The 20,184-nt window shown below is 68.1% G+C and carries 20 protein-coding genes; 15 read left to right on the top strand and 5 right to left on the bottom strand.

Annotated elements, in window-relative coordinates; all coding sequences use genetic code 11:
* Positions 1 to 7 precede the first annotated feature (7 nt).
* The 8 genes from V9K99_RS20865 to V9K99_RS20830 all read left to right on the top strand — a co-directional run bounded on the left by V9K99_RS20865 (position 8) and on the right by V9K99_RS20830 (position 8,833).
* Positions 8 to 1,885 carry a fumarate reductase/succinate dehydrogenase flavoprotein subunit gene (locus V9K99_RS20865; protein WP_337007322.1) on the top strand — a complete coding sequence of 626 codons (1,878 nt, stop codon included), beginning with the start codon at positions 8 to 10 and terminating at the stop codon, positions 1,883 to 1,885.
* Positions 1,882 to 2,634: a succinate dehydrogenase/fumarate reductase iron-sulfur subunit gene (locus V9K99_RS20860; protein ID WP_337007324.1), complete on the top strand. Its 753-nt coding sequence runs from the start codon at positions 1,882 to 1,884 to the stop codon at positions 2,632 to 2,634. The genes V9K99_RS20865 and V9K99_RS20860 overlap by 4 nt, the downstream gene beginning before the upstream one ends.
* 108 nt (positions 2,635 to 2,742) lie before the next feature.
* A complete protein-coding gene (locus tag V9K99_RS20855) occupies positions 2,743 to 4,719 on the top strand; it encodes an ABC1 kinase family protein (RefSeq protein WP_337007326.1) in 1,977 nt (658 codons plus the stop codon).
* Positions 4,720 to 4,753: 34 nt separating this feature from the next.
* Positions 4,754 to 6,148, top strand: coding sequence for an MFS transporter (locus V9K99_RS20850; protein ID WP_337007328.1), 1,395 nt, complete (start codon positions 4,754 to 4,756; stop codon positions 6,146 to 6,148).
* Between the two features lie 21 nt (positions 6,149 to 6,169).
* Entirely contained in the window at positions 6,170 to 6,898 is a 729-nt protein-coding gene (locus V9K99_RS20845; protein ID WP_337007330.1) for a carboxylesterase family protein, read from the top strand.
* Positions 6,899 to 6,947: 49 nt separating this feature from the next.
* Complete coding sequence (locus V9K99_RS20840; RefSeq protein ID WP_337007332.1) at positions 6,948 to 7,235, top strand: 4a-hydroxytetrahydrobiopterin dehydratase; 288 nt, start codon at positions 6,948 to 6,950, stop codon at positions 7,233 to 7,235.
* A gap of 43 nt (positions 7,236 to 7,278) precedes the next feature.
* Positions 7,279 to 8,103, top strand: coding sequence for an acyltransferase domain-containing protein (locus tag V9K99_RS20835; protein ID WP_337007334.1), 825 nt, complete (start codon positions 7,279 to 7,281; stop codon positions 8,101 to 8,103).
* 34 nt (positions 8,104 to 8,137) lie between these two features.
* The gene (locus V9K99_RS20830) at positions 8,138 to 8,833 is read left to right on the top strand and encodes an SDR family oxidoreductase (RefSeq protein WP_337007336.1); all 696 of its coding nucleotides are present in this window, start codon (positions 8,138 to 8,140) and stop codon (positions 8,831 to 8,833) included.
* A 189-nt stretch (positions 8,834 to 9,022) separates the two neighbouring features.
* On the opposite strand, the gene V9K99_RS20825 is transcribed toward V9K99_RS20830, so the two are convergent.
* Positions 9,023 to 9,652, bottom strand: a complete 630-nt coding sequence (locus V9K99_RS20825; protein WP_337007338.1) for a DedA family protein — start codon at positions 9,650 to 9,652, stop codon at positions 9,023 to 9,025.
* 101 nt (positions 9,653 to 9,753) lie between these two features.
* On the bottom strand, positions 9,754 to 12,444 hold the full coding sequence (locus tag V9K99_RS20820) for a helix-turn-helix transcriptional regulator (RefSeq protein WP_337007340.1): 2,691 nt from the start codon (positions 12,442 to 12,444) through the stop codon (positions 9,754 to 9,756).
* Positions 12,445 to 12,538: 94 nt separating this feature from the next.
* On the opposite strand from V9K99_RS20820, the gene V9K99_RS20815 reads away from it, so the two are divergent.
* The 4 genes from V9K99_RS20815 to V9K99_RS20800 are packed head-to-tail and all read left to right on the top strand — an operon-like array spanning position 12,539 to position 16,477.
* Positions 12,539 to 13,597 (top strand): class I SAM-dependent methyltransferase, encoded by a 1,059-nt coding sequence (locus tag V9K99_RS20815; protein ID WP_337007343.1) that lies wholly within the window; start codon positions 12,539 to 12,541, stop codon positions 13,595 to 13,597.
* Positions 13,598 to 13,628: 31 nt separating this feature from the next.
* Positions 13,629 to 15,722: an alpha/beta fold hydrolase gene (locus tag V9K99_RS20810; RefSeq protein WP_337007344.1), complete on the top strand. Its 2,094-nt coding sequence runs from the start codon at positions 13,629 to 13,631 to the stop codon at positions 15,720 to 15,722.
* Positions 15,723 to 15,762: 40 nt separating this feature from the next.
* Positions 15,763 to 16,080 (top strand): ArsR/SmtB family transcription factor, encoded by a 318-nt coding sequence (locus V9K99_RS20805; RefSeq protein ID WP_337007346.1) that lies wholly within the window; start codon positions 15,763 to 15,765, stop codon positions 16,078 to 16,080.
* On the top strand, positions 16,070 to 16,477 hold the full coding sequence (locus tag V9K99_RS20800; RefSeq protein WP_337007348.1) for an SRPBCC family protein: 408 nt from the start codon (positions 16,070 to 16,072) through the stop codon (positions 16,475 to 16,477). The genes V9K99_RS20805 and V9K99_RS20800 overlap by 11 nt, the downstream gene beginning before the upstream one ends.
* A gap of 77 nt (positions 16,478 to 16,554) precedes the next feature.
* Here V9K99_RS20800 and V9K99_RS20795 read toward each other — a convergent pair whose 3' ends face one another.
* Together V9K99_RS20795 and V9K99_RS20790 are read right to left on the bottom strand one after the other, a co-directional pair.
* Positions 16,555 to 16,731, bottom strand: coding sequence for a DUF5302 domain-containing protein (locus V9K99_RS20795; protein ID WP_158441106.1), 177 nt, complete (start codon positions 16,729 to 16,731; stop codon positions 16,555 to 16,557).
* An 87-nt stretch (positions 16,732 to 16,818) separates the two neighbouring features.
* Positions 16,819 to 16,998: a hypothetical protein gene (locus V9K99_RS20790; protein ID WP_337007354.1), complete on the bottom strand. Its 180-nt coding sequence runs from the start codon at positions 16,996 to 16,998 to the stop codon at positions 16,819 to 16,821.
* Positions 16,999 to 17,092: 94 nt separating this feature from the next.
* On the opposite strand from V9K99_RS20790, the gene V9K99_RS20785 reads away from it, so the two are divergent.
* Genes V9K99_RS20785 through V9K99_RS20775 form a run of 3 tightly spaced genes read left to right on the top strand, consistent with a single transcriptional unit; the run spans position 17,093 to position 19,414 of the window.
* Positions 17,093 to 17,743 carry a LysE family translocator gene (locus V9K99_RS20785; RefSeq protein ID WP_337007356.1) on the top strand — a complete coding sequence of 217 codons (651 nt, stop codon included), beginning with the start codon at positions 17,093 to 17,095 and terminating at the stop codon, positions 17,741 to 17,743.
* Positions 17,744 to 17,774: 31 nt separating this feature from the next.
* Positions 17,775 to 18,476 (top strand): hypothetical protein, encoded by a 702-nt coding sequence (locus V9K99_RS20780; protein ID WP_337007358.1) that lies wholly within the window; start codon positions 17,775 to 17,777, stop codon positions 18,474 to 18,476.
* Positions 18,477 to 18,523: 47 nt separating this feature from the next.
* On the top strand, positions 18,524 to 19,414 hold the full coding sequence (locus tag V9K99_RS20775) for an aminoglycoside phosphotransferase family protein (RefSeq protein WP_337007484.1): 891 nt from the start codon (positions 18,524 to 18,526) through the stop codon (positions 19,412 to 19,414).
* On the opposite strand, the gene V9K99_RS20770 is transcribed toward V9K99_RS20775, so the two are convergent.
* Positions 19,398 to 20,033 (bottom strand): class I SAM-dependent methyltransferase, encoded by a 636-nt coding sequence (locus tag V9K99_RS20770; protein ID WP_337007360.1) that lies wholly within the window; start codon positions 20,031 to 20,033, stop codon positions 19,398 to 19,400. The two genes, V9K99_RS20775 and V9K99_RS20770, sit on opposite strands and share 17 nt — an antisense overlap.
* Positions 20,034 to 20,184 lie beyond the last annotated feature (151 nt).

Raw genomic sequence — 20,184 nt, 5'->3', positions numbered from 1 at the left:
CTCTGTCATGACTGAGCTCGAACGACACTCCTACGACGTCGTCGTGATCGGGGCCGGCGGCGCCGGTCTGCGCGCGGCGATCGAGGCCCGCGAACAGGGCAAGCGCACCGCGATCGTGTGCAAGTCGCTGTTCGGCAAGGCACACACCGTGATGGCCGAGGGCGGCTGCGCGGCCGCGATGGGCAACGCGAACTCGAACGACAACTGGCAGGTCCACTACCGCGACACGATGCGCGGCGGCAAGTTCCTGAACAACTGGCGGATGGCCGAGCTGCACGCCCAGGAGGCCCCGGACCGGGTCTGGGAACTCGAGACGTACGGCGCCCTGTTCGACCGGACCCCGGACGGCCGGATCAGCCAGCGCAACTTCGGCGGCCACACCTACCCGCGGCTCGCCCACGTCGGCGACCGGACCGGCCTGGAGCTGATCCGGACCCTGCAGCAGAAGATCGTCTCGCTGCAGCAGGAGGACTTCCGCGAGACCGGCGACTACGAGGCCAACCTCAAGGTGTACGCCGAGTGCACCGTCACCGAACTGCTCAAGGACGGCGACGCGATCTCCGGTGCCTTCGGCTACTGGCGCGAGTCCGGCCGGTTCATCCTGTTCGACGCACCGGCCGTGATCCTCGCGACCGGCGGGGTCGGCAAGTCGTTCAAGGTCACCTCGAACTCCTGGGAGTACACCGGTGACGGGCACGCGCTGGCGATGCGGGCCGGCGCGACGCTGATCAACATGGAGTTCATCCAGTTCCACCCGACCGGCATGGTCTGGCCGCCGTCGGTGAAGGGGATCCTGGTCACCGAGTCGGTCCGCGGCGACGGCGGCGTACTGAAGAACTCCGAGGGCAAGCGGTTCATGTTCGAGTACGTGCCGGACGTGTTCCGGGCGCAGTACGCGGAGACCGAGGAGGAGGCGGACCGCTGGTACAAGGACCCGGACAACAACCGGCGGCCACCGGAGCTGCTGCCGCGTGACGAGGTGGCCCGGGCGATCAACTCCGAGGTGAAGGCCGGTCGCGGTACGCCGCACGGCGGGGTCTTCCTGGATGTGTCGTCCCGGCTGCCGGCCGAGGAGATCACCCGGCGGCTGCCGTCGATGCACCACCAGTTCAAGGAGCTGGCGGACGTCGACATCACCGCCGAGCCGATGGAGGTCGGCCCGACCTGTCACTACGTGATGGGCGGCGTCGAGGTCGACCCGGACACTGCGCAGTCCGTCGTACCGGGCCTGTTCGCGGCTGGTGAGGTCGCGGGCGGGATGCACGGGTCGAACCGGCTGGGCGGCAACTCGCTGTCCGACCTGCTGGTGTTCGGCCGCCGCGCCGGGATGGGTGCGGCGATGTACGTCGACTCGCTGCAGGGCCGGCCGAAGATCTCCGAGGACGACATCGACGCGGCGGCGGCCGACGCGCTGGCGCCGTTCGAGCTCGAGGGCGGCGAGAACCCGTACACGATCCACCAGGAACTGCAGCAGTCGATGAACGACCTGGTCGGCATCATCCGCAAGGAAGAGGAGATGGAGCAGGCGCTCGGCCGGCTGGCCGAGTTCCGCGGCCGGATCGCGAAGATGACGGTGGAGGGTCACCGTCAGTTCAACCCCGGCTGGCACCTGGCCCTCGATCTGCGCAACATGCTGACCGTGTCGGAGTGCGTGGCGAAGGCGGCGCTGCTGCGGCAGGAGTCGCGCGGCGGTCACACCCGGGACGACTACCCGGGCATGAACGCCGAGTGGCGCAAGCTGCTGCTGGTCTGCTCGCTCGACGCCGACGGCGGGGTGAACGTGGTCCAGAAGGACCAGATCCCGATGCGTGACGACCTGCTGGAACTGTTCGAACTGGACGAGCTGAAGAAGTACCTGACCGAAGAGGAGTTGCCCGCCAGATGAGTTACAAAGGGAAATTCCGCGTCTGGCGCGGAGACTCCGAGGGTGGTGACCTCAAGGACTACGAGGTCGAGGTGAACGAGGGCGAGGTCGTCCTCGACGTCATCCACCGGCTGCAGGCGACGCAGGCTCCGGATCTGGCGGTCCGGTGGAACTGCAAGGCCGGCAAGTGCGGCTCCTGCAGCGCCGAGATCAACGGCATGCCGAAGCTGATGTGCATGTGCCGGATGAACACATTCGCCGAGGACGAGGTCGTCACCGTCACCCCGATGCGCACCTTCCCGGTGATGCGGGACCTCGTCACCGACGTCTCGTACAACTACACCAAGGCCCGGGAGATCCCGGCCTTCACGCCGCCGGTGGACGTGAAGCCGGGTGAGTACCGGATGCAGCAGGTCGACGTGGAGCGCTCGCAGGAGTTCCGCAAGTGCATCGAGTGCTTCCTGTGCCAGAACACCTGTCACGTGATCCGGGACCACGAGGAGAACAAGGAGAACTTCTCCGGTCCCCGGTTCCTGATGCGGATCGCCGAGCTGGACATGCACCCGCTCGACGCTGCCGACCGGCAGCACGAGGCCCAGGACCAGCACGGTCTCGGCTACTGCAACATCACCAAGTGCTGCACCGAGGTGTGCCCCGAGCACATCAAGATCACCGACAACGCGCTGATCCCGATGAAGGAACGCGTTGCCGACCGCAAGTACGACCCACTGGTCTGGCTCGGCAACAAGATCCGCCGCCGCCCGGCGTAGCTGTCTGAGAGAGCCCTCGGTGTTCCGCCGGGGGCTCTCTGCAGTTCAGGGGCACCTCCATCGCATGGGTGACCCGGCACAACCCGCTCACCACCTAGGGTTCGAACCATGGACATCGTGGTGATCGGGCTGATCAACATCGTCATTTTCATGCTGATCTTCGTGCCTGTCGCGCAGCGCCTGCTGGGCGTCCGGTTCGGCCTGGTCCGGCTGGCGCTGGGGGCCGGGCTCACCCTTGCCCTGTTCAACCCGATCGCCAGGGGACTGGTCGGGCCGCCACCGTTCGAGGGTCCGAGCGGCGCCGCTGTCGCGTTGCTCGTCCTCACCACGCTCTGCTCGGTGCTGTCCGGCCTGATCTTCCTGGTCCTCGCCGAAGCGCTCGTCCCGACCGGCTCGTTGCCCCGGGCCCGCGATCTGCGCCGTGACGTGACCGGCCGGATCGCCCGGACCAAGCGCTACCTGCAGATCCTCCGGATCGCGATCCGGCACGGCCTCGGTCCGTACATCCGCGGCCGTCGCCGCCCCGGCCGCGAGAACGCCGCCGGCCAGGCCGAGCTGGCCCGATCACTGCGCCTGGCCCTCGACGAAGCCGGTGTCACGTTCGTCAAGCTCGGTCAGGTGCTGTCCACTCGCAGCGACGTGATCCCCGCCTCGGTCGCCAACGAGCTGAGCCGCCTGCAGGACCAGGTCTCCACCGCGCCCTGGCCTGAGATCGAGGCCGTCCTCACCGAGGAGCTCGGCGCACCTCCACACCAGTTGTACGGCGACTTCGACACCGCCCCACTCGCCGCCGCCTCGGTCGCGCAGGTGTACACGGCTCGCCTGCCGGAGGGTGCGGATGTCGTCGTCAAGGTCCAGCGGCCCGGTATCGCCGCGGTCGTGGATCGCGATCTCGACATCGTCCGGCGGCTGGCCCGGATGCTCGAACGGAACACCGACTGGGGCCGGTCGATGGGCGTCCGGGCGCTCGCCGACGGGTTCGCCGACGCGATGCGCGAGGAGCTCGACTTCACCGTCGAGGCCGGCAACATGACCACCGTCGCGGCCGGCCGATCCGTTGCCTCGAACAACGACCTCGTCGTCCCCGAGCTCTACCCACAGGCCTCCACCCGCCGGGTGCTGACGATGCAACGGCTGGACGGTATCGGTCTCGGCAACGCCGCACCGGCGATCGCCGACCGCGGCCTGGACGCCGCCCGGCTAGGCCGCGTGCTGTTCGAGTGCATCATCGGTCAGGTCGCGATCGACGGTGTCTTCCATGCCGACCCGCATCCCGGCAACTTCCTGCTCCTCGCCGACGGCCGGATCGGCATGCTCGACCTCGGCTCGGTCGGCCGGCTCGATCCGGCCACCCGGGAGGCACTGCAACGGTTCCTGCTCGCGATCGACCACGCCGATCCGGTCGCCGCGACCGACGCCCTGCTGGAGATCGTGTACCGCCCCGACGTCATCGACGAGCGGAGCCTGGAGCGCGCCGTCGGCCAGTTCATGACCCGGCATCTCTCCGCCGGGGTGGCGCTGGGGCCGGCCATGTTCAACGACCTGTTCACGATCATCACCTCGCACGATCTCGGCGTACCGCCCGAGGTGGCCGCGGTCTTCCGGGCGCTGGCCACCATCGAGGGGACGATCTCCCGGATCTCGCCCGGCTTCGACCTGGTCGCGGCATCCCGCCAGTTCGCCTCGGCCCATGTCACCGACCGCCTCGCGCCGGACGCCTTGCGCCGTACGGCGACCGAGGAACTCGCGACGTTGTTGCCGATGTTACGGCGACTCCCCCGGCGGATCGACCGGATCGCCGCCGCGGCCGAGAGCGGCCGGCTGGGCCTGAACGTCCGGTTGCTCGCCGACGACCGGGACCGCCGGCACATCACCACGCTGCTGCATCAGGTCCTGCTCGCGATCCTCGGCGCCACCGCCGGCCTGATGGCGGTGCTGTTGCTCGGGACGCCGGGCGGTCCGAAGATCACCGACACGATGAGCCTGTTCCAGCTGTTCGGCTACAACCTGCTGGTGATCTGCGCCGTCCTGGTGCTGCGGGTGCTCGTCCTGGTCTTCCGGCTCCCCGACAGCAGTCGCACTTGACCTGAAGTGAACTTGAACTTCGAGGATGTGCGGCATGTCCTCGACCACGACATCTGTCGCGACCCCACAACGACTGTTCAGCGGCCGGCACCTGCCGCTCGTGCTCGGCGTGATCGGGCTTGTCACCCTCGGCGCGTTCGAGAACCGCGCGGTCGGCACGGCGCTGCCGACCATGGTGCGCGAGTTCGACGCGCTCGGCAGCTTCGGGCTGGCCAACGCGGCCCCGAACGCGAGCTACCTGATCTCGCTCGCGATCGCCGGCCTGTGGTCCGACCGTCGCGGTCCGATCCCGACCCTGAGGGCCGGCGCGATCGCGTTCACCCTGGCCCAGTTGCTGGTCGGTACGGCGGCCGCGATGCCGATGGTGGTCGCCGGAAGGCTGCTCAGCGGCTTCGCGGAGGGCCTGCTCGACGTCTCGCTGATGGTGCTGGTCGCCCGCGCGCTGCCCGCCGTGCTGCGGCCGAAGATGTTCTCGCTGTTCGCCGCGATGTGGATCCTGCCGTCGGTTCTTGGTCCGGTGCTGACCGGTGTGGTGACCGAGCAGTTCGGCTGGCGGTGGGTGTTCCTGGGCGCGGTCCTGCTGATCGTGCCGAGCTGGATGCTGCTCGGTCCGGCCATGCGGCAGTCGGCGAACTCACCGGCGCCCGAGCGGAGCGCCGAGGATGTGGCCGAGCTGGAGGCGTGGCGGTCCGCCCTTCCCTGGGCGCTCGCTGCGTCGGTCGCGTTGTTCTCGATGACGCTGGCCGGTGATCACCTGCAGGCGCATTGGGTGATCGGCGGGATCACGATCCCGGTGGCGCTGGTGGTGCTCGCGTTGGCCGCCGTACGGGTGATGCCGAAGGGGACCTTCGTGGCGCGGCGCGGGTTTCCGGCGGTGGTGGCGGTTCGGGGACTGGGTGGTGCCGCGTTCGCCGGGGCCGGTGCGTATCTGCCGCTGTTGCTGACGCTGCAGCATGACTTCAGTCCGTCGCGGGCCGGGGTGACGCTATCGATCACCGGGGTGAGTTGGGCGTTCGGGTCCTGGCTGCAGGGCCGGAACCACGGCATCGCCCGGGTCAACGTGCTGCGATCCGGTCTCGCGCTGATGGCCGCCGGCCTCGCGGTCACGTCGTTGCTGGCGTGGACGGATGCGACGACCTGGTTCGGGCTGATCGGCTGGGCCTTCGCCGGTGTCGGGATGGGGCTGAGCTCGTCCAGCCTGTCGGTGCTGACGCTGGACCTGTCCGACGCCGGCAACTCCGGCCGCAAAAGCAGCGCGGCCCAGATGGCCGGCACGATGAGTATCGCCACCGCCCTCGCCGTCAGTGGCACCCTCCTCGCCCTCAACGCCGCCAACCCGCGTCCGTGGGTCTTCGGCGCCATCATCACCACTAGCGCCACGATCGCCCTCCTCGGCCTCCTCACCGCCGGCCGCGTCCGCCCGGCTTGAGCATTTGCTTGAGTGAGCTAGATGGCCTGCTTGCGCGAGGTCCCGGTCGCCAAGCTGCTCGAAGTGCCGCAGGTGATGAACATCTTCCAGCCGTATGCCCTCGGCAATGACCCGCCGGATCCGGCCCAGGCACTGGCCGACGGCGAGTTCGCGAACGTCCCGATCCTCTCCGGTACGACGCGAGACGAGCACACAACGTTCGTCGCGTTCTTCCGCGAACTGGCCGGCGCCCCGGTCACCGCGGCGGCGTACCCCGAACTGCTCCGCACAGCCTTCGGCAACCAGGCCGCGAAGATCCTGGCCGAGTACCCACTGAAGGACTACCCGACCCCGGGCGTGGCCTGGGCGGCGGTGATGACCGACCGGATGTGGGCGCAGGCCCAGCTGAAGCAGAACCAGTTGCTATCGGCAAAGAACCCGCTGTGGTTCTACGAGTTCGCGGACCGGAACGCACCGTTGGACATCCCGTTCCCGAAGGGTTTCCAGGCCGGCGCCTGGCATGCGGGCGACGTACAGTATCTGTTCCGCACCGGGAAGACCGAGATGACCAAGGACCAGCTCGCCCTGTCCGACGCGATGATCGGCTACTGGACGAACTTCGCGCATCGCAGCGACCCGAACGGCGACGGTCTGCCGGACTGGCCGAAGTTCACCACCCCGGACACCGTGCAGTCACTCGCGCCGAACGCGATCCGATCCGTCGACTACGCGAAGGAGCATCGCCCCGCCTTCTGGAACAGCCTCGGCTGACCCGACGCCTCGGGCTGCTCACCCGTCCGATGGGTCTAGAGTGTGGCGCATGGCTGACCTGCTGACCGACGACCAGATCGACCAAGCGATCCGCGACCACCTCCCGCAGTGGAAGTTCGCGGACAACGCGCTGGTCCGCAGCGTCAAGCGGGAGACGTTCATGGACGGCATCCGCCTGGTCGCCACGGTCGCCCAGCTGGCCGAGTCGATGAACCACCACCCGGACATCGACATCCGCTGGACCACCATCACCTTCCGGGTGAGCAGCCACGACGCCGGCGGCATCACCGAGGACGACCTCGTCCTCGCCCGCCACATCGACACCGCCGCCGGCTGACAGGTAAGTCTCTGCCCTCGGCTGGATCGGATACCGTTGGCGAGTGACGACTGCCGAGGAGTATCGCCTGCTGGGGTTCAGCGACGAGGACCGCGAGGCGGCCGAGGCCTTCGAGGCGGACCCGGCCGTCGTCAAGGATCTGGCCGACCAGTTGCGCGCAGAGATCGGCAAGCTCGGCAGCGAACCGCAACTGCGGATGCCCGAGGACCCGCGCAACTCGGTCCAGGCGTTCCTCGAGACGTTGCCGGACGTACGGCGCTTCCACGCCGAGCGAGGTATTCCGGACGACATCAGCTGGGCCTCACTCGCCGACCTCGGACAGCAGTTGAAGGTGCACCGCCGGACCTTCGGTGAGTACGGCCTGCAGACACACTGGTGGATGACTATCCACTGGGCCGGCCAGCTCTACGCGCTCGGCCGGCTGCAGTACCTGCTCCACCAGGTTCCGGCCGACAAGCCGGTGCCCGGGACGGAGCCGGGTGAATGGGTGATCGGCGTACACATCCCGGAGTCCGGTCCGCTGACTCCCGAGCTGGTCGACGACAGCCTCGCGCAGGCGCGTGAGTTCTTCCCGCGCTACTTCCCGGAGTACCCGGTGAAGACCGCGACCTTGTGGTCCTGGCTGATCGATCCGTACCTGCTCGACAACCTTCCGCCGGAGTCGAACATGGTCCGGTTCGGCCGCCGCTTCACGCCGTACGGGGAAGCGAACGACAGCCAGGACAGCGCGATCTTCTTCACCTTCCGAACCCATGGACTGGAGCGGCTGGACGAGTTGCCGCAGGACACCACGCTGCAGCGGCTGGTGGTCGGCCGGATCAAGGACGGCGGCACCTGGCAGAGCGCGTACGGCTACCTCCGCCTTTGACCTAGAGCCCGCTCTAGCACCTAGCGTCGGTCGTATGACTGTCACGCTGATCACCGGAGGGTCCAGCGGCATCGGCGCCGCCGCGGCCCGGCAACTGCTCGAACTCGGCCACCAGGTCACCGTCACCGGCCGGGACAAGTCCCGCCTCGACGCCTTCGCGGCCGGGGTCGGCAGCCCGTCCACGCTGCTGACTGTGTCCGGTGACGCGGCCGAGCCCGCGGCGGCCGAGGATGCCGTGACGCGGACGATCGGAGCGTTCGGCCAGCTCGACAACATCGTCGCCAATGCCGGGTACGCGACCCACGACTCGGTCGGGGACGGCGATCCGGAGGGCTGGCGGCACATGATCCTGACCAACGTCCTCGGCCCGGCCGCGCTGATCCATTACAGCCTGCCGGCGCTCCGCGAGAGCCGCGGGCGGATCGTGCTGGTCGGCAGTCTGGCCGGGCATGTGAACACACCAGGCAACATCTATGGTGCGACGAAGTTCGCGGTCACCGGCCTCGCGGAGAACATCCGCCAGCTCGTCGCCCCTGACGGCATTGGCGTCACGCTCGTGTCGCCGGGTGCGGTCGAGACCGCGTTCTCCGACCCGGTCGGCGGGCTCGAGCCTGGTCGGCCCCGGATCAGCGCCGATCAGCTCGCGGCGACGATCGTGTTCGCGCTGACCCAGCCGGCCGAGGTCGACCTCAGCACCCTCATCGTCCGGCCGGTCGGCTCCGCTCGCTAGGGGACCGAAGGACAGGAGGTGTTGGCCGCAGCCGAGCGGATCCACGCGTAAGCCCGGCCCAATCACCTCGGCTCCTGGCCACTACCTCCTGTCCTTCGGTACCTGTTCAGCCAGTTCGAGGTTGCTGACGCACGTCAGGGTGTGGTTGGGGCGGGACACACCTTCGCGCGGAAACCCGCCCGGTGATCGTTACCCGGCCGAGACCTTGGCGGCGCGGCGCTTGTTGGCGATCCGGCGCGAGGTCTCGATCACCAGGCCGATCACGAACGCCAGGCTCAGGCTGAACCCGAGCGCCTTCAGCGAGTCGTGCGCGAACGCGTCACCGCCGAGGTAACCGAGCAGAGCGACGTACGTGTAGGCGACCGTGACGCCGGCGAAGGTGAAGATGAGGAACTTCTTGAACGAGTACCGGGTGGCGCCGGCGGTCAACGTGGCGACCATCCGCGCGCCCGGGATGTAGCGGACCGTCATCAGGATCAGCCCGCCGCGAGAATGCAGGGCGGCCGACACCTTCTCGTAGATCGCCTGTCTGCGCTCCTGCCGCTTCATCCAGCGGTGCAGTGCCGGGCCGGAACCGCGACCCATGAAGTAGCAGACGGTCTCGCCGATGACCGAGCCGAGCATCGCCAGCACGATCACGAGGAGCAGATTCTGGTGTCCCGCGGCAGCGGCCATACCGGCCGTGACCACCAGGCCTTCGCTCGGGATGATCGGGAAGACAGCGTCGATCGCGGCGGCCAGGAACAGGACGAGCAGCAGCCAATGCGAGGCCATCGCCACGCTGAGGAGCTGTCGCGCGGCCTCCATCAACTCTGTCACCTGGGAAAGCATGCCATCGAATGCCAAATGCGCCGCAATCCCATCGATGTGATTCAGCGGGGGTTCACCGGATGTTCAGTACTTCTCGGCTGTGCGTGCTGTCACCGCAACGCTACGTGCTGTACCAGTTCGGTACGTGAGTGGATGCCGAGCTTCGTGTAGACCTTGCGGAGGTGGTACTCGACGGTCTTCGGGCTGAGGAACAGCCTGGCCGCAGCCTCACGGATGCTCTGCCCGTCCGCGAGTAGCAGGGCGATCTGACGCTCCTGTGGAGTCAGGTCGTCCGCCGTACTTGGCACTCTGCGCCGTGCGGTCTCCCCGGTCGCCTTCAGCTCAGTCGCCGCCTGGTCAGCCCAGCCGGCGGCTCCCAGCGCATCAAACGCTTCAACGGCTGGCCGCAACTGCGCCCGTGCATCCACACGTCTCCGCGCTCGCCGTAGCCACGCGCCGTACGCCAACTGCGTCCGGGCCCGCTCGAACACGTCCAGCGTCTCCGCATGCCACCCGAGCGCCTTCTCGAACTCCTCCTCGCTCTCGTCCACCACTCCCCTCACTCGAGCCGCCCGCGCCAGCGACCACGGCTGCCCCTTCTCTTGCGTCAGTACGACGTACTCCCGCGCCACCGACTCTGCATCGCCGGACCGCCCCAACCGCAGGTAGGCCTCTACCAACTCCGGTACGGGCAACAGATCAGGGTCCTTGAGCCCGTTGGACGCCAGTACGTCGACCAGCCGCTCGTACTGCGGTAGCGCGGCCGCTGGATCACCACGGCCCAGCTCGTAGTCACCGAGCGCGAACAACGACCAGACCGTGCCCAGGTGGATCTCCCGCTCGGTGGAGATGCGCAGAGCCTCAGCCGCAAGCGTCTGACACTCCTCACGGCCTTGGTGCGCTGCCAGCCAGGCGTGACCGGCCAGATTCATCGCCAGTTCACTCGTTTGACCGGTCTCCCGCGCCAGCCGGATCCCCTCGTCGTACGACGTAGCTGCATCGGCCCAGCGATCAGTGGTGGCGTCGTCACGGGCCAGCACGAACAGCAGACCGGGTAGAGCGCCCAACGCGACCTGGTCACGGCGCTCGAGCATCGCCTGCTGCAGCAGTGCTCTACCGGTGTCACTCTCCCGGAGGAACAGCGGTGCGATCGCCATCCACACCTGCCGGCGGTGGTCGCGGTCCAGCTCCTCCGACGGGGCCAATGCCACTGCCTCGCGAATCTGGTCGGTTCCGCCGTGCCCGGCAAGGATCTTGGCGACACCGCTGGCCATCAGGCCGATGATGCGTGGACCTGGGCGTTCGACAGCAGGCAGCAGTCGGTCGATGTCTTCTGCCGCTTGGAGTGCTGACGCTGTGTCGCAGAGGCGAAAGCAGGCGTTGACCGCGTCGGCGAGCAGTCCGGTGGCTACGGCTTCGTCGTCGCATTCCGCGGCGGCTGCAAGCAGGATGTCGCGTGCCCGAACAGGTGAGCCGCACTTGGCCGCCAAGTCGCCACGGATCTCCTGTGCGCGGAGCTTCGTGGTGGGCGGCGGCCGCAGCCCCAGCGCTTCATCCAGCAGGGTGTCCGCCCGGTCCGGAAGCCCTGCGGACCACGCTGCCTCTCCAGCTGCGACCAGTCTGAGTGCTCGGCCCTGTAATGCTTCCGTCAGCCGAGCAGCGCGTTCGTACGCAGTCGCCGCAACAGCATGCGCTCCACGACCAGCAGCGTGCCCTGCCGCCACGTCCAGCTTGGCGGCCACGTCGTCATCAGTGCCAAGCACTGTCTCGGACAGGTGCCAGGCCCGCCGGTCCGCGTCCTGCGTAGCTCCCGCCACCGCCCGGTGCACAGCACGACGCTCAGCCGGATCAGCACTCGTGTAGACCGCCGACCGGACCAGTGGGTGGCGGAACTCGACTCGACCGTCGCGAATGGCTACCAGGGCGGCGGTCTCCGCTTCAGACAGGGCTGCGATGTCGACACTCAGTTCCTTGCACGCTCTGGCCACGACACCAAGCTCTCCATCGTCGACAGCCGCGACGAGCAGTGCGGTACGTGCAGCCGGGCTGAGCCGGTTTGCCCTGGTAGTAAAGGCTTCTGCAAGCAGCGCGGGGACAGGCACGGGTACACCGGGTGGGAGTCGGTGAAGCTCGTCAGGATCGCCGGCCAACTCCAGCAGTGCCAACGGGTTCCCGGCCACTGTCCGGTGCAGTTGGGCGACCAGGTCGACCGGCAACCCGTGTACCAACTGCTGTGCCGCCTCCAACCGCACACCACCGAGCGGGAGGCTGGGCAGATCGGCCTCTGCGAGCGGATGAGACTCGTGCTCCCGGGCAGCGATCAGCACCATGATCGGATCGGCGAGGAATCGCCGGGCCGCGAACAGCAACGCCTCTGCTGACGGACGGTCGAGCAGGTGCGCGTCATCGACGATCACGGCGACCGGCGCGTCTTCGGCGTACCGGCAGATCAGGCTGAGCGTCGCTGCACCGACAGCGAATCTGTCGGCTGTGCTCTCCCCAGGGCTGAGCGCCAGCGCGGCTGAGAGAGCAGCCTGCTGCGGGTGAGGGATGCGACTGAGGGCGGCCAGGGCGGGGCGGAGGAGTTGGTGGAGAGCTCCGAACGGGACGTCCTGTTCGGCCTCAGTACCGCGGGCCCGGAGTAGGCGGAGTCCGGTGGTCAGGGTGGCGGCCTCGTCGAGCAGCGCGGTCTTGCCGATGCCGGGCTCGCCGGTGACCAGCAGCACGCCCGCCGCACCCACCCGCGCCCCCGCGACCAGCTGCTCGATCACCCGGCGTTCGGCCTCCCGCCCGATCAGCATGTCTCGCAGTGTGCACCAGGTGGGGCACCTGATGCGACGAGTGAGCAGCCTTGCCTAGGTTCGCCGTACTGATCTGACCAAGGGGGCGTAGGAAATGACTATTGCGATCGACGGCGACAAGCTGATGGCGTTTGTCTTCAAGGCCGTGGACGAGGTGGGGGCGACACTGAACGCGGCGCTGGTGGTGATGGGTGATCGACTCGGCTACTACCAGACACTCGCCGACGACGGACCCGCCACGCCAGGGGAACTGGCCGAGCGCACCAATACCAGTGAGCACTACACGCGTGAATGGCTCAACGGCCAGGCCGCGGGCGGGTATGTGGAGTACGACCCGAGCACCGGCCGCTACACGCTGCCGCCCGAGCAGACCGTGGCGATGACTGACCCGGACAGTCCGGCGTACTTGCCGGGCTTCTTCCAGATCGCGCTTGGCACGGTGCACAACACCACACAGACGATCGAGGCAGCCAGGAGCGGTGCGGGGATCGGGTGGCACGAGCACACCTCCGACGTCCATGTCGGATGCGAGCGGTTCTTCCGGCCCTCGTACAACGCGAACCTGCTGTCCAGCTGGCTGCCCGCACTCGACGGCGTGGTGGAGAAGCTGGAGCGCGGTGCGACGGTGGCGGACATCGGCTGCGGCCACGGTGCCTCCACGATCCTGATGGCGGAGGCGTTCCCGCGGTCCGAGTTCGTCGGCTCGGACTACCACCAGGAGTCGATCGAGACCGCCCGACTGCGTGCAGCCGAGGCAGGACTGCAGATTCGCTTCGAGGTGGCACCGGCTGGCGGTTTCAGCGGGTCAGGGTACGACCTGGTGACCACCTTCGACGCCCTGCACGACATGGGCGACCCGGTCGGCGCAGCCCGCCATGTGCGCGAGTCACTCGCACCAGACGGCACCTGGCTGCTGGTCGAGCCCATGGCCGGCGACAAGGTCGAGGACAACCTGAACCCGGTCGGCCGTGCGTACTACGGCTTCTCCACCTTGCTCTGTACGCCGGGATCCCTCTCCCAACCGGTCGGTCTCGCACTGGGTACTCAGGCCGGGCCGGCACGGATCCGGGACGTCACCACGGCAGCCGGGTTCACCAGGTTCCGCACGGTCGCGCAGACGCCGTTCAACCTGGTGTTCGAAGTACGGCCCTGAGACATTGAGGCTTTGAGGGGGGACAGGGGCAATGACGGAGAGACCTGCGCTGACACCGGATCTGCAGGGGACGGTGACGCGTGACGGGGTGACGATCGGCTACGCCGTACACGGCACCGAGGGACCGACGGTCCTACTGCTGCCGACGTGGTCGATCGTGCCGTCCCGCCTGTGGAAGGCGCAGGTCCCCTACCTGTCCCGGCGCTACCGGGTAATCACCTTCGACGGCCGCGGCTCCGGTCGCTCCGACCGTCCGGTGGGTGCGGCGGCGTACAGCGACTCCGAGTTCGTGGCGGACGCGCTCGCCGTACTGGACGCGACCGGCACCGAGTCCTGCGTGCTGGTCGGGTTCTCACGAGGGTGCCCGTGGGCGTTGCAGTTGGCCTTGGAGCAGCCAGACCGCGTGCTGGGAGTCGTGTGCATCGGTCCGGCGACCAGGCTGGCTCCAATGGTGGAGGAGCGCACGCAGTGGACGTTCAACGAGCGCCACGACAGCGCCGAGGGCTGGGCGAAGTACAACCGCCACTACTGGACCGAAGGCGGGTACGACGACTTCCTCGAGTTCTTCTTCGAGCAAGTCTTCAACGAACCGCACTCCACCAAGCAGATCGAGGACTGCGTCGGATGGGGAGGTGAGATCGGTCCGGAGCGGCTGGTGGACACCGAGGTAGCTCGGCAGGACCACCTGCAACCGGACCGGCTCACCAAGGTGTCCTGTCCGGTGCTGGTAATCCATGGCGGACAGGACAAGGTCCGGCCGCATCGCGAGGGTGCACTGCTCGCTGAGGCGACCGGTGGTTCGCTGGTGACGGTGGAGGGCGGTGGGCACGCACCACACGCTCGCGACCCGGTCATGGTGAACCACCTGCTCCGCGACTTCGTCGACCGGGTCGCTCCGCGGCCGGTACGACGTACCTGGGTCCGAGCGATGAGCAGGCCGAAGCGGGCGCTCTACCTCTCGTCACCGATCGGACTCGGCCACGCCCGCCGGGACCTGGCGATCGCACGCGAACTGCGGACGCACCACCCGGACCTGGAGATCGACTGGCTGGCGCAGCACCCGGTGACGCGAGTGCTCGAGGACGCCGGTGAGACGGTCCACCCGGCGTCGTCGTACCTCTGCAGTGAATCGGGACACATCGAGTTCGAGGCGGGTGAACACGACCTGCACGCGTTCCAGGCGATCCGGCGGATGGACGAGATCCTGGTGGCGAACTTCCTCACCTTCGCCGATGTCGTGGCCGAGCGGCCGTACGACCTGGTGATCGGGGACGAGGCCTGGGACGTGGACTACTTCCTGCACGAGAACCCGGAGCTCAAGCGGTTCTCGTACGCGTGGATGACGGACTTCGTCGGCTGGCTGCCGATGCCGGACGGCGGATCCCGCGAGGCACGGCTGACGGCGGACTACAACGCCGAGATGATCGAGCAGCGGGCCCGGTTCGCCCGGCTGCGGGACCGGTCGATCTTCGTCGGCGACCCGGACGACATCGTCGACGCCTCCTTCGGCCCCGGGCTGCCGACGATCCGGGACTGGACCGAACGCAACTTCGACTTCGCCGGGTACGTCACCGGTTTCGTCCCGTCGCGCGTCGATCGGACGACATTGGGCTACCCGGCGGACGGCCTCCTATGCGTGGTGACGGTCGGCGGTTCTGGGGTCGGATCCTCCTTGCTGCACAGAGTTCTCGACGCGGTTCCCCATGCCCGCCGCCTGGTGCCCGGGCTGAACTTCGTCGTCGTCACCGGCCCACGTCTCGATCCCGCTGCTTTCCCATCTCTCCCGGGGGTGACGCTGCGCGGCTACCTGCCCGACCTGCACCGGCACCTCGCCTCAGCGGACCTCGCGATCACCCAGGGCGGGCTCACCACGTGCATGGAGCTGACCGCGGCCCGGGTGCCTTTCATCTACGTGCCGCTGCAGCACCACTTCGAGCAGAACTTCCACGTCGCAGCGCGCCTGGATCACTACAACGCCGGCCACCGCCTCACGTACGACGAAGCCGCCGACCCGCTCGTGCTGGCTGAGACCATCGCCAAAGCGCTGGCCACGTCACCCGACTACCGCCCCGTGGCCGCCGACGGCGCCGCTCGAGCCGCCGCGTTGCTCGCCGACGTGCTGTGAGGGCTTGACATACACTTAACCAGTTGGTGAAGTGTTGTCCGTGCTGACGACGACGTTCGGGGCGCTGGCGGACCCGACCCGGCTGGCGATCGTGAGCCGGCTGAGCCGGGGCGACGCGACCATGGGCGAGCTCGCCGAGCCGCACCGGATCACGCTGCCCGCGATGACGAAGCACGTCGGAGTGCTCGTGGACGCCGGGCTGGTGACCCGGCGCAAGGTGGGCCGGACGGTCGTGTGCACGATCCGGCCGGAGGCGTTCGCCGAGGTCGAAGATTGGCTTGGCGACCTCACGACGTACTGGAACCGCACGGTCGACCGACTGGAAGAGCTGCTGCGAGGAGGCGGGGATGGGTCCTGACATCCGGATCGTAAGAGTGCTACCGGCAACCATTCGCAAGGTGTACGACGCTTGGACCCGAGTGGAGCTGCTCACCCAGTGGTACTGCCCCAACCCGGACCTGGAGCTGAAGGTCCAGGCCGACGTCCGGGTCGGCGGCGACTACGTGGTCGAGATGGGACCGCACGTCGTCCGCGGCACCTACCTCGAGGTCGACGCGCCGTACCGACTCGCCTTCAGCTGGAAGTGGGACGGCGCCGACGACGAGCCGACCCGCGTCCAGGTCGACCTGAGCGAGGTCCCCGAAGGCACCCAGATGCAGCTCACGCACACCGGCTTCGCCACCGAGGAAGACTCAGCGAACCACCTCCAGGGCTGGAACCCAGAACTCGGCCGCCTCGCCGCCCTACTCACCTGACAGGGCCAGGCGCTGGAAAAGGTCGAGCCCCGGGCGGCAACCCGGGGCTCAGGCGGATGGATGGACAGTTGGCGGAATCAGCTGCCGGACTTGCGCCGGAACTGGCGCTTCTGCTTGTCGTTGTGCGCCTCGCCGACACCCTCACGCCGCGTCCCGGACCCCGGGTGTGCGTTGTGATGGGCGTTCTTCTTCTCGAGCGCTTCACGGAACTTCTTCTGCAGATCGTCCGCCGGCTCGCTGGACTTGTCGCTCATACCGTCTCCTTCAAACCGTCAGGCGTACACACCCAAGCTAACCAACTGTGACACCCGCCCGCGAACGGATTACCACCAGGGGCCCCTTCAGCCCTCCCCGGACGGGCAGCCGGGCATGCCGCAGTCGACGGACTCGGGGACTTCGCCGTTGAGGTCGTGCTCGTAGGCGTAGTGGAAGCAGTCCCAGTGCATCCGCTCGAACACCTCGTAGTCGTCGCGACTCGACTCCACCTGCTCACCACAGCGCATGCACGTCTGGTCGCTCATCCCGGCAACGTACCGCGCGCCGTCTCAGCCCGGGAAAAACCCCGCCCGGCCGCGGCGAAGATTGTTAGGTTCGAGTCGACGAAAGGGGATGCGGGTGCTGGTCAGTGGTGAGGCGATGCTCGGAATCGCGCTGGTCGAACTCGGCCTGGTGATCATTCCCGGGCCGAACATGATCTATCTGGTCTCTCGGTCGGTCGCCCAGGGCCGCCGCGCCGGGCTCGTGTCGCTGGCCGGTGTCGGCGTCGGGTTCCTGGTGTATCTGCTGGCCGCCAGCGCCGGACTCGCCACCTTGTTCGCGCTGGTCCCCGAGATCTACCTGACGCTGAAGCTGGCCGGCGCGGCGTACCTGCTCTGGCTCGCCTGGAACGCCTTCCGCCCCGGCGGCAGCTCGGTCTTCGCGACCCAGGAGCTGGAGCCGGACCGGCCGCGGAAGCTGTTCGGCATGGGCCTGCTCACCTGCCTGCTGAACCCGAAGATCGCCATCCTCTACATCTCCCTGCTCCCCCAGTTCCTCGACCCGTCGCGCGGCCACCTCGGCGCCCAGAGCCTGGTCCTCGGCCTGGTCCAGCTCGCCGTCGGCGTCGCGGTGAACGCGATCTTCGTCATCACCGCCGGCTCGGTCGCAGTCTTCCTCGCCCGCCGCCCGACCTGGATGCGCATCCACCGCTACCTCACCGGCACCGCCCTCGCAGTCTTCGCCATCCGCCTCGCCACCGACCGCGCCAAACCACTCGCCACCCACTGACTGTCGGCGCCGACCACTAACGTCGGCCGGGATGAGCGACTTCACCGAAAGCGAGATCAACCGGCTGCTCACCAGCGGATGGAGAACGTGCGCCCCGATCGCCCGGCTCGTCCGCGATCGGGGCCTCCCCGCGATCACCCGCGAGTACCTGCTCGATGAGTTCTCTCCGGCCGAATGGAAACGGGCCGAGGAGGCAACCACAGCACTGACCGCCCACTTCAGCTCCGCACGCTTCGCTGACGAGGTCCAGTACGGCGCACTCCTCGTACCGACCCCGGATGCCTTGGACACACGCCGGCCCGTGGATGCCGCCGTACGGGCTGCTCAAGTCGGTGCGCCGGCAGCGGATGTGTTCGACGAGCGACTGCCCGCGGGAGCTGCGCTGCCGAGCACGCGCCCGTGGAGCCTCGTCGTGAGCGTGGTCGGCGTCTATGGCCCGTCCCTCGGGAGCTACGAGGATGTGGTGCGCTCGCAGGACTTCGTCGTACTGGGGAGTGACACCAGGCAGTGGATGACCCGGCAACTGTGGGGTACGCGGGTGTTGCAGTGTGGCGCCGTACCGCCGGACTGTGAGCACAACGAGCGATGGACGTTCACGTTGTTTCCCGGCGAGCAACTGGTGGACGGTCAGGCCGAGTCCGGCACGGTGTTGAAAGGCAAGGTCCGCTTCCGCCTCGGCAAGCCGGACCGGGGCATCGGTTCCGCCCGCATGGCTCCCGCGCTGCTCATCTAATTGGTGTGCGCCGGTTGCGTGCGTCCCGGATACTGCTCCGCGTGGCGATGCATCCTGGACAGCTGGACGTGACGACCGATCTGGTGACACGGCTCGTCCAGTCCCAGTTCCCGGCGTGGAGCGGTCTGACCGTCAAACCCGTCAACTCACACGGCACGGTGAACGCGCTGTTCCGGCTCGGCGACGACCTGGTCGCCAGGCTCCCGATCCAGCCCGGCGATCCGGTCGAGGCGCGCAAAGACCTCGAGGCGGAGGCCGACGCCGCACGCCGACTACACGCGATCTCGCCGTACCCGACTCCCGAACCGATCGAGATCGGCGAGCCCAGCGACGGCTACCCACTCCCCTGGGCCATCTACAGCTGGCTGCCGGGTACGATCGCGTACGACGCCGACGTCGCCGGCTCGATCGAATTCGCCAAGGACCTGGCGACGTTCGTGCGCGCACTGCGTGCCGTGCCGACCGAGGGTCGCGTGTTCACCGGCCCGTGGCGCGGCGGCGTACTCATCACTCACGACGACGACGTCGCCGACGGGCTGGAACGCAGCCGCGGGATGATCGACGTCGATGCCCTCGGCAAGCTCTGGGCCGACCTGCGCACCACGCCGCGGACCGAACCGGACGTCTGGACCCACCGCGACCTGATGCCCGGCAACCTGCTCGCCGAGAACCGCCGTCTCGCCGGCGTCATCGACGTCGGTACCTTCACCGTCGCCGACCCGGCCATCGACCTCGCCCCGGCCTGGAACCTCCTCGACACCGACGCCCGCGCGGCCTTCCGGACCGCGATCGGCAGCGACGACAACGAATGGCGCCGCGGCATGGGCTGGTCCTTCGCCCAGGCGATCGGCTGCCTCTGGTACTACGTCGAGACCAACCCCGTCATGTCCCGCACCGCCCACCACACCCTGACGGCCCTACTCACAGCCTCGAGCTGACGAACACCCACTCCTTACCGGGCCGATCCGGCGCCTCCCGTACGTCGTCCACCCGGAACCCGGCGGCCTTCAGCGACTCCTCGATCTCCTCGCGCTCCCGAAACCGCAATGTCGAATCCGACGTCAGCACAGCCCCGTCCGACGCGAACACATACGTGCCGCGAAACGACACAAACGGCAACGCGACCTCGGTGAGATCAGACCAACTCTCCACCGTGTCGCCTCCCGCGACCGGCGTCACCTGGTGCGTGTGCTCCCGGGTCCACTCCTCCCACACCCGCCGCGCCGGGTCCCGCGTCTCGAACACGAACCGCCCACCCGGCCGCAACGCATCCCGCACCCCCTGTAGCGTCCCCGCCCACTCCTCATCCGTCAGGAACACCTGTGCCACGTTCCCCGTCATCACCGCCAGATCAACCTCCAACGGCGGCAACGTCGTCGCATCCCCGTGAATCCACCGCACCCGCTCGGCAAACTCCTTGCCCTTAGCAACCTCCAGCGAAGCCTCGGCCGGATCCACCCCCACCACCTCGACCCCGAGCCGCCCCAGCCAACAGGCCAACTCCCCCGTCCCACACCCCACATCCAGCACCCGCTCCGCCCCGAACTCCCCCACCATCGCAACGTAGTGCTCCAAATCCCCCCGCCCAGCATCCAACGCGTCATAAACCCCCGCCAACCGCCCAACCCCAAACAAGTCATCAACCATGCCTCGACCCTAGGCACGCCCCCTCAGGATCGCCACGGATTTTGTAAGCGTACGTTGACAC

The sequence above is a fragment of the Kribbella sp. CCNWLW201 genome, from assembly GCF_037203805.1.
Classification (GTDB): Bacteria; Actinomycetota; Actinomycetes; order Propionibacteriales; family Kribbellaceae; genus Kribbella.
The sequence above is the reverse complement of the archived record's forward strand: the minus strand, read 5'-3'. Positions and strand labels throughout refer to the sequence as shown.

Bases quoted from the DNA above. Each gene is read 5' to 3' on its own strand.
- V9K99_RS20820 (WP_337007340.1), bottom strand. From the start codon at position 12,444: ATGCTGATCGGGCGGGAGGCCGAACGCCGGGTGATCGAGCAGCTGGTC.
- V9K99_RS20795 (WP_158441106.1), bottom strand. From the start codon at position 16,731: ATGAGCGACAAGTCCAGCGAGCCGGCGGACGATCTGCAGAAGAAGTTC.
- V9K99_RS20840 (WP_337007332.1), top strand. From the start codon at position 6,948: ATGGCTGACCTGCTGACCGACGACCAGATCGACCAAGCGATCCGCGAC.
- V9K99_RS20775 (WP_337007484.1), top strand. From the start codon at position 18,524: ATGCATCCTGGACAGCTGGACGTGACGACCGATCTGGTGACACGGCTC.
- V9K99_RS20860 (WP_337007324.1), top strand. From the start codon at position 1,882: ATGAGTTACAAAGGGAAATTCCGCGTCTGGCGCGGAGACTCCGAGGGT.
- V9K99_RS20790 (WP_337007354.1), bottom strand. From the start codon at position 16,998: ATGAGCGACCAGACGTGCATGCGCTGTGGTGAGCAGGTGGAGTCGAGT.
- V9K99_RS20770 (WP_337007360.1), bottom strand. From the start codon at position 20,033: ATGGTGGGGGAGTTCGGGGCGGAGCGGGTGCTGGATGTGGGGTGTGGG.
- V9K99_RS20810 (WP_337007344.1), top strand. From the start codon at position 13,629: ATGACGGAGAGACCTGCGCTGACACCGGATCTGCAGGGGACGGTGACG.
- V9K99_RS20780 (WP_337007358.1), top strand. From the start codon at position 17,775: ATGAGCGACTTCACCGAAAGCGAGATCAACCGGCTGCTCACCAGCGGA.
- V9K99_RS20800 (WP_337007348.1), top strand. From the start codon at position 16,070: ATGGGTCCTGACATCCGGATCGTAAGAGTGCTACCGGCAACCATTCGC.
- V9K99_RS20815 (WP_337007343.1), top strand. From the start codon at position 12,539: ATGACTATTGCGATCGACGGCGACAAGCTGATGGCGTTTGTCTTCAAG.
- V9K99_RS20850 (WP_337007328.1), top strand. From the start codon at position 4,754: ATGTCCTCGACCACGACATCTGTCGCGACCCCACAACGACTGTTCAGC.
- V9K99_RS20845 (WP_337007330.1), top strand. From the start codon at position 6,170: ATGGCCTGCTTGCGCGAGGTCCCGGTCGCCAAGCTGCTCGAAGTGCCG.
- V9K99_RS20830 (WP_337007336.1), top strand. From the start codon at position 8,138: ATGACTGTCACGCTGATCACCGGAGGGTCCAGCGGCATCGGCGCCGCC.
- V9K99_RS20855 (WP_337007326.1), top strand. From the start codon at position 2,743: ATGGACATCGTGGTGATCGGGCTGATCAACATCGTCATTTTCATGCTG.
- V9K99_RS20865 (WP_337007322.1), top strand. From the start codon at position 8: ATGACTGAGCTCGAACGACACTCCTACGACGTCGTCGTGATCGGGGCC.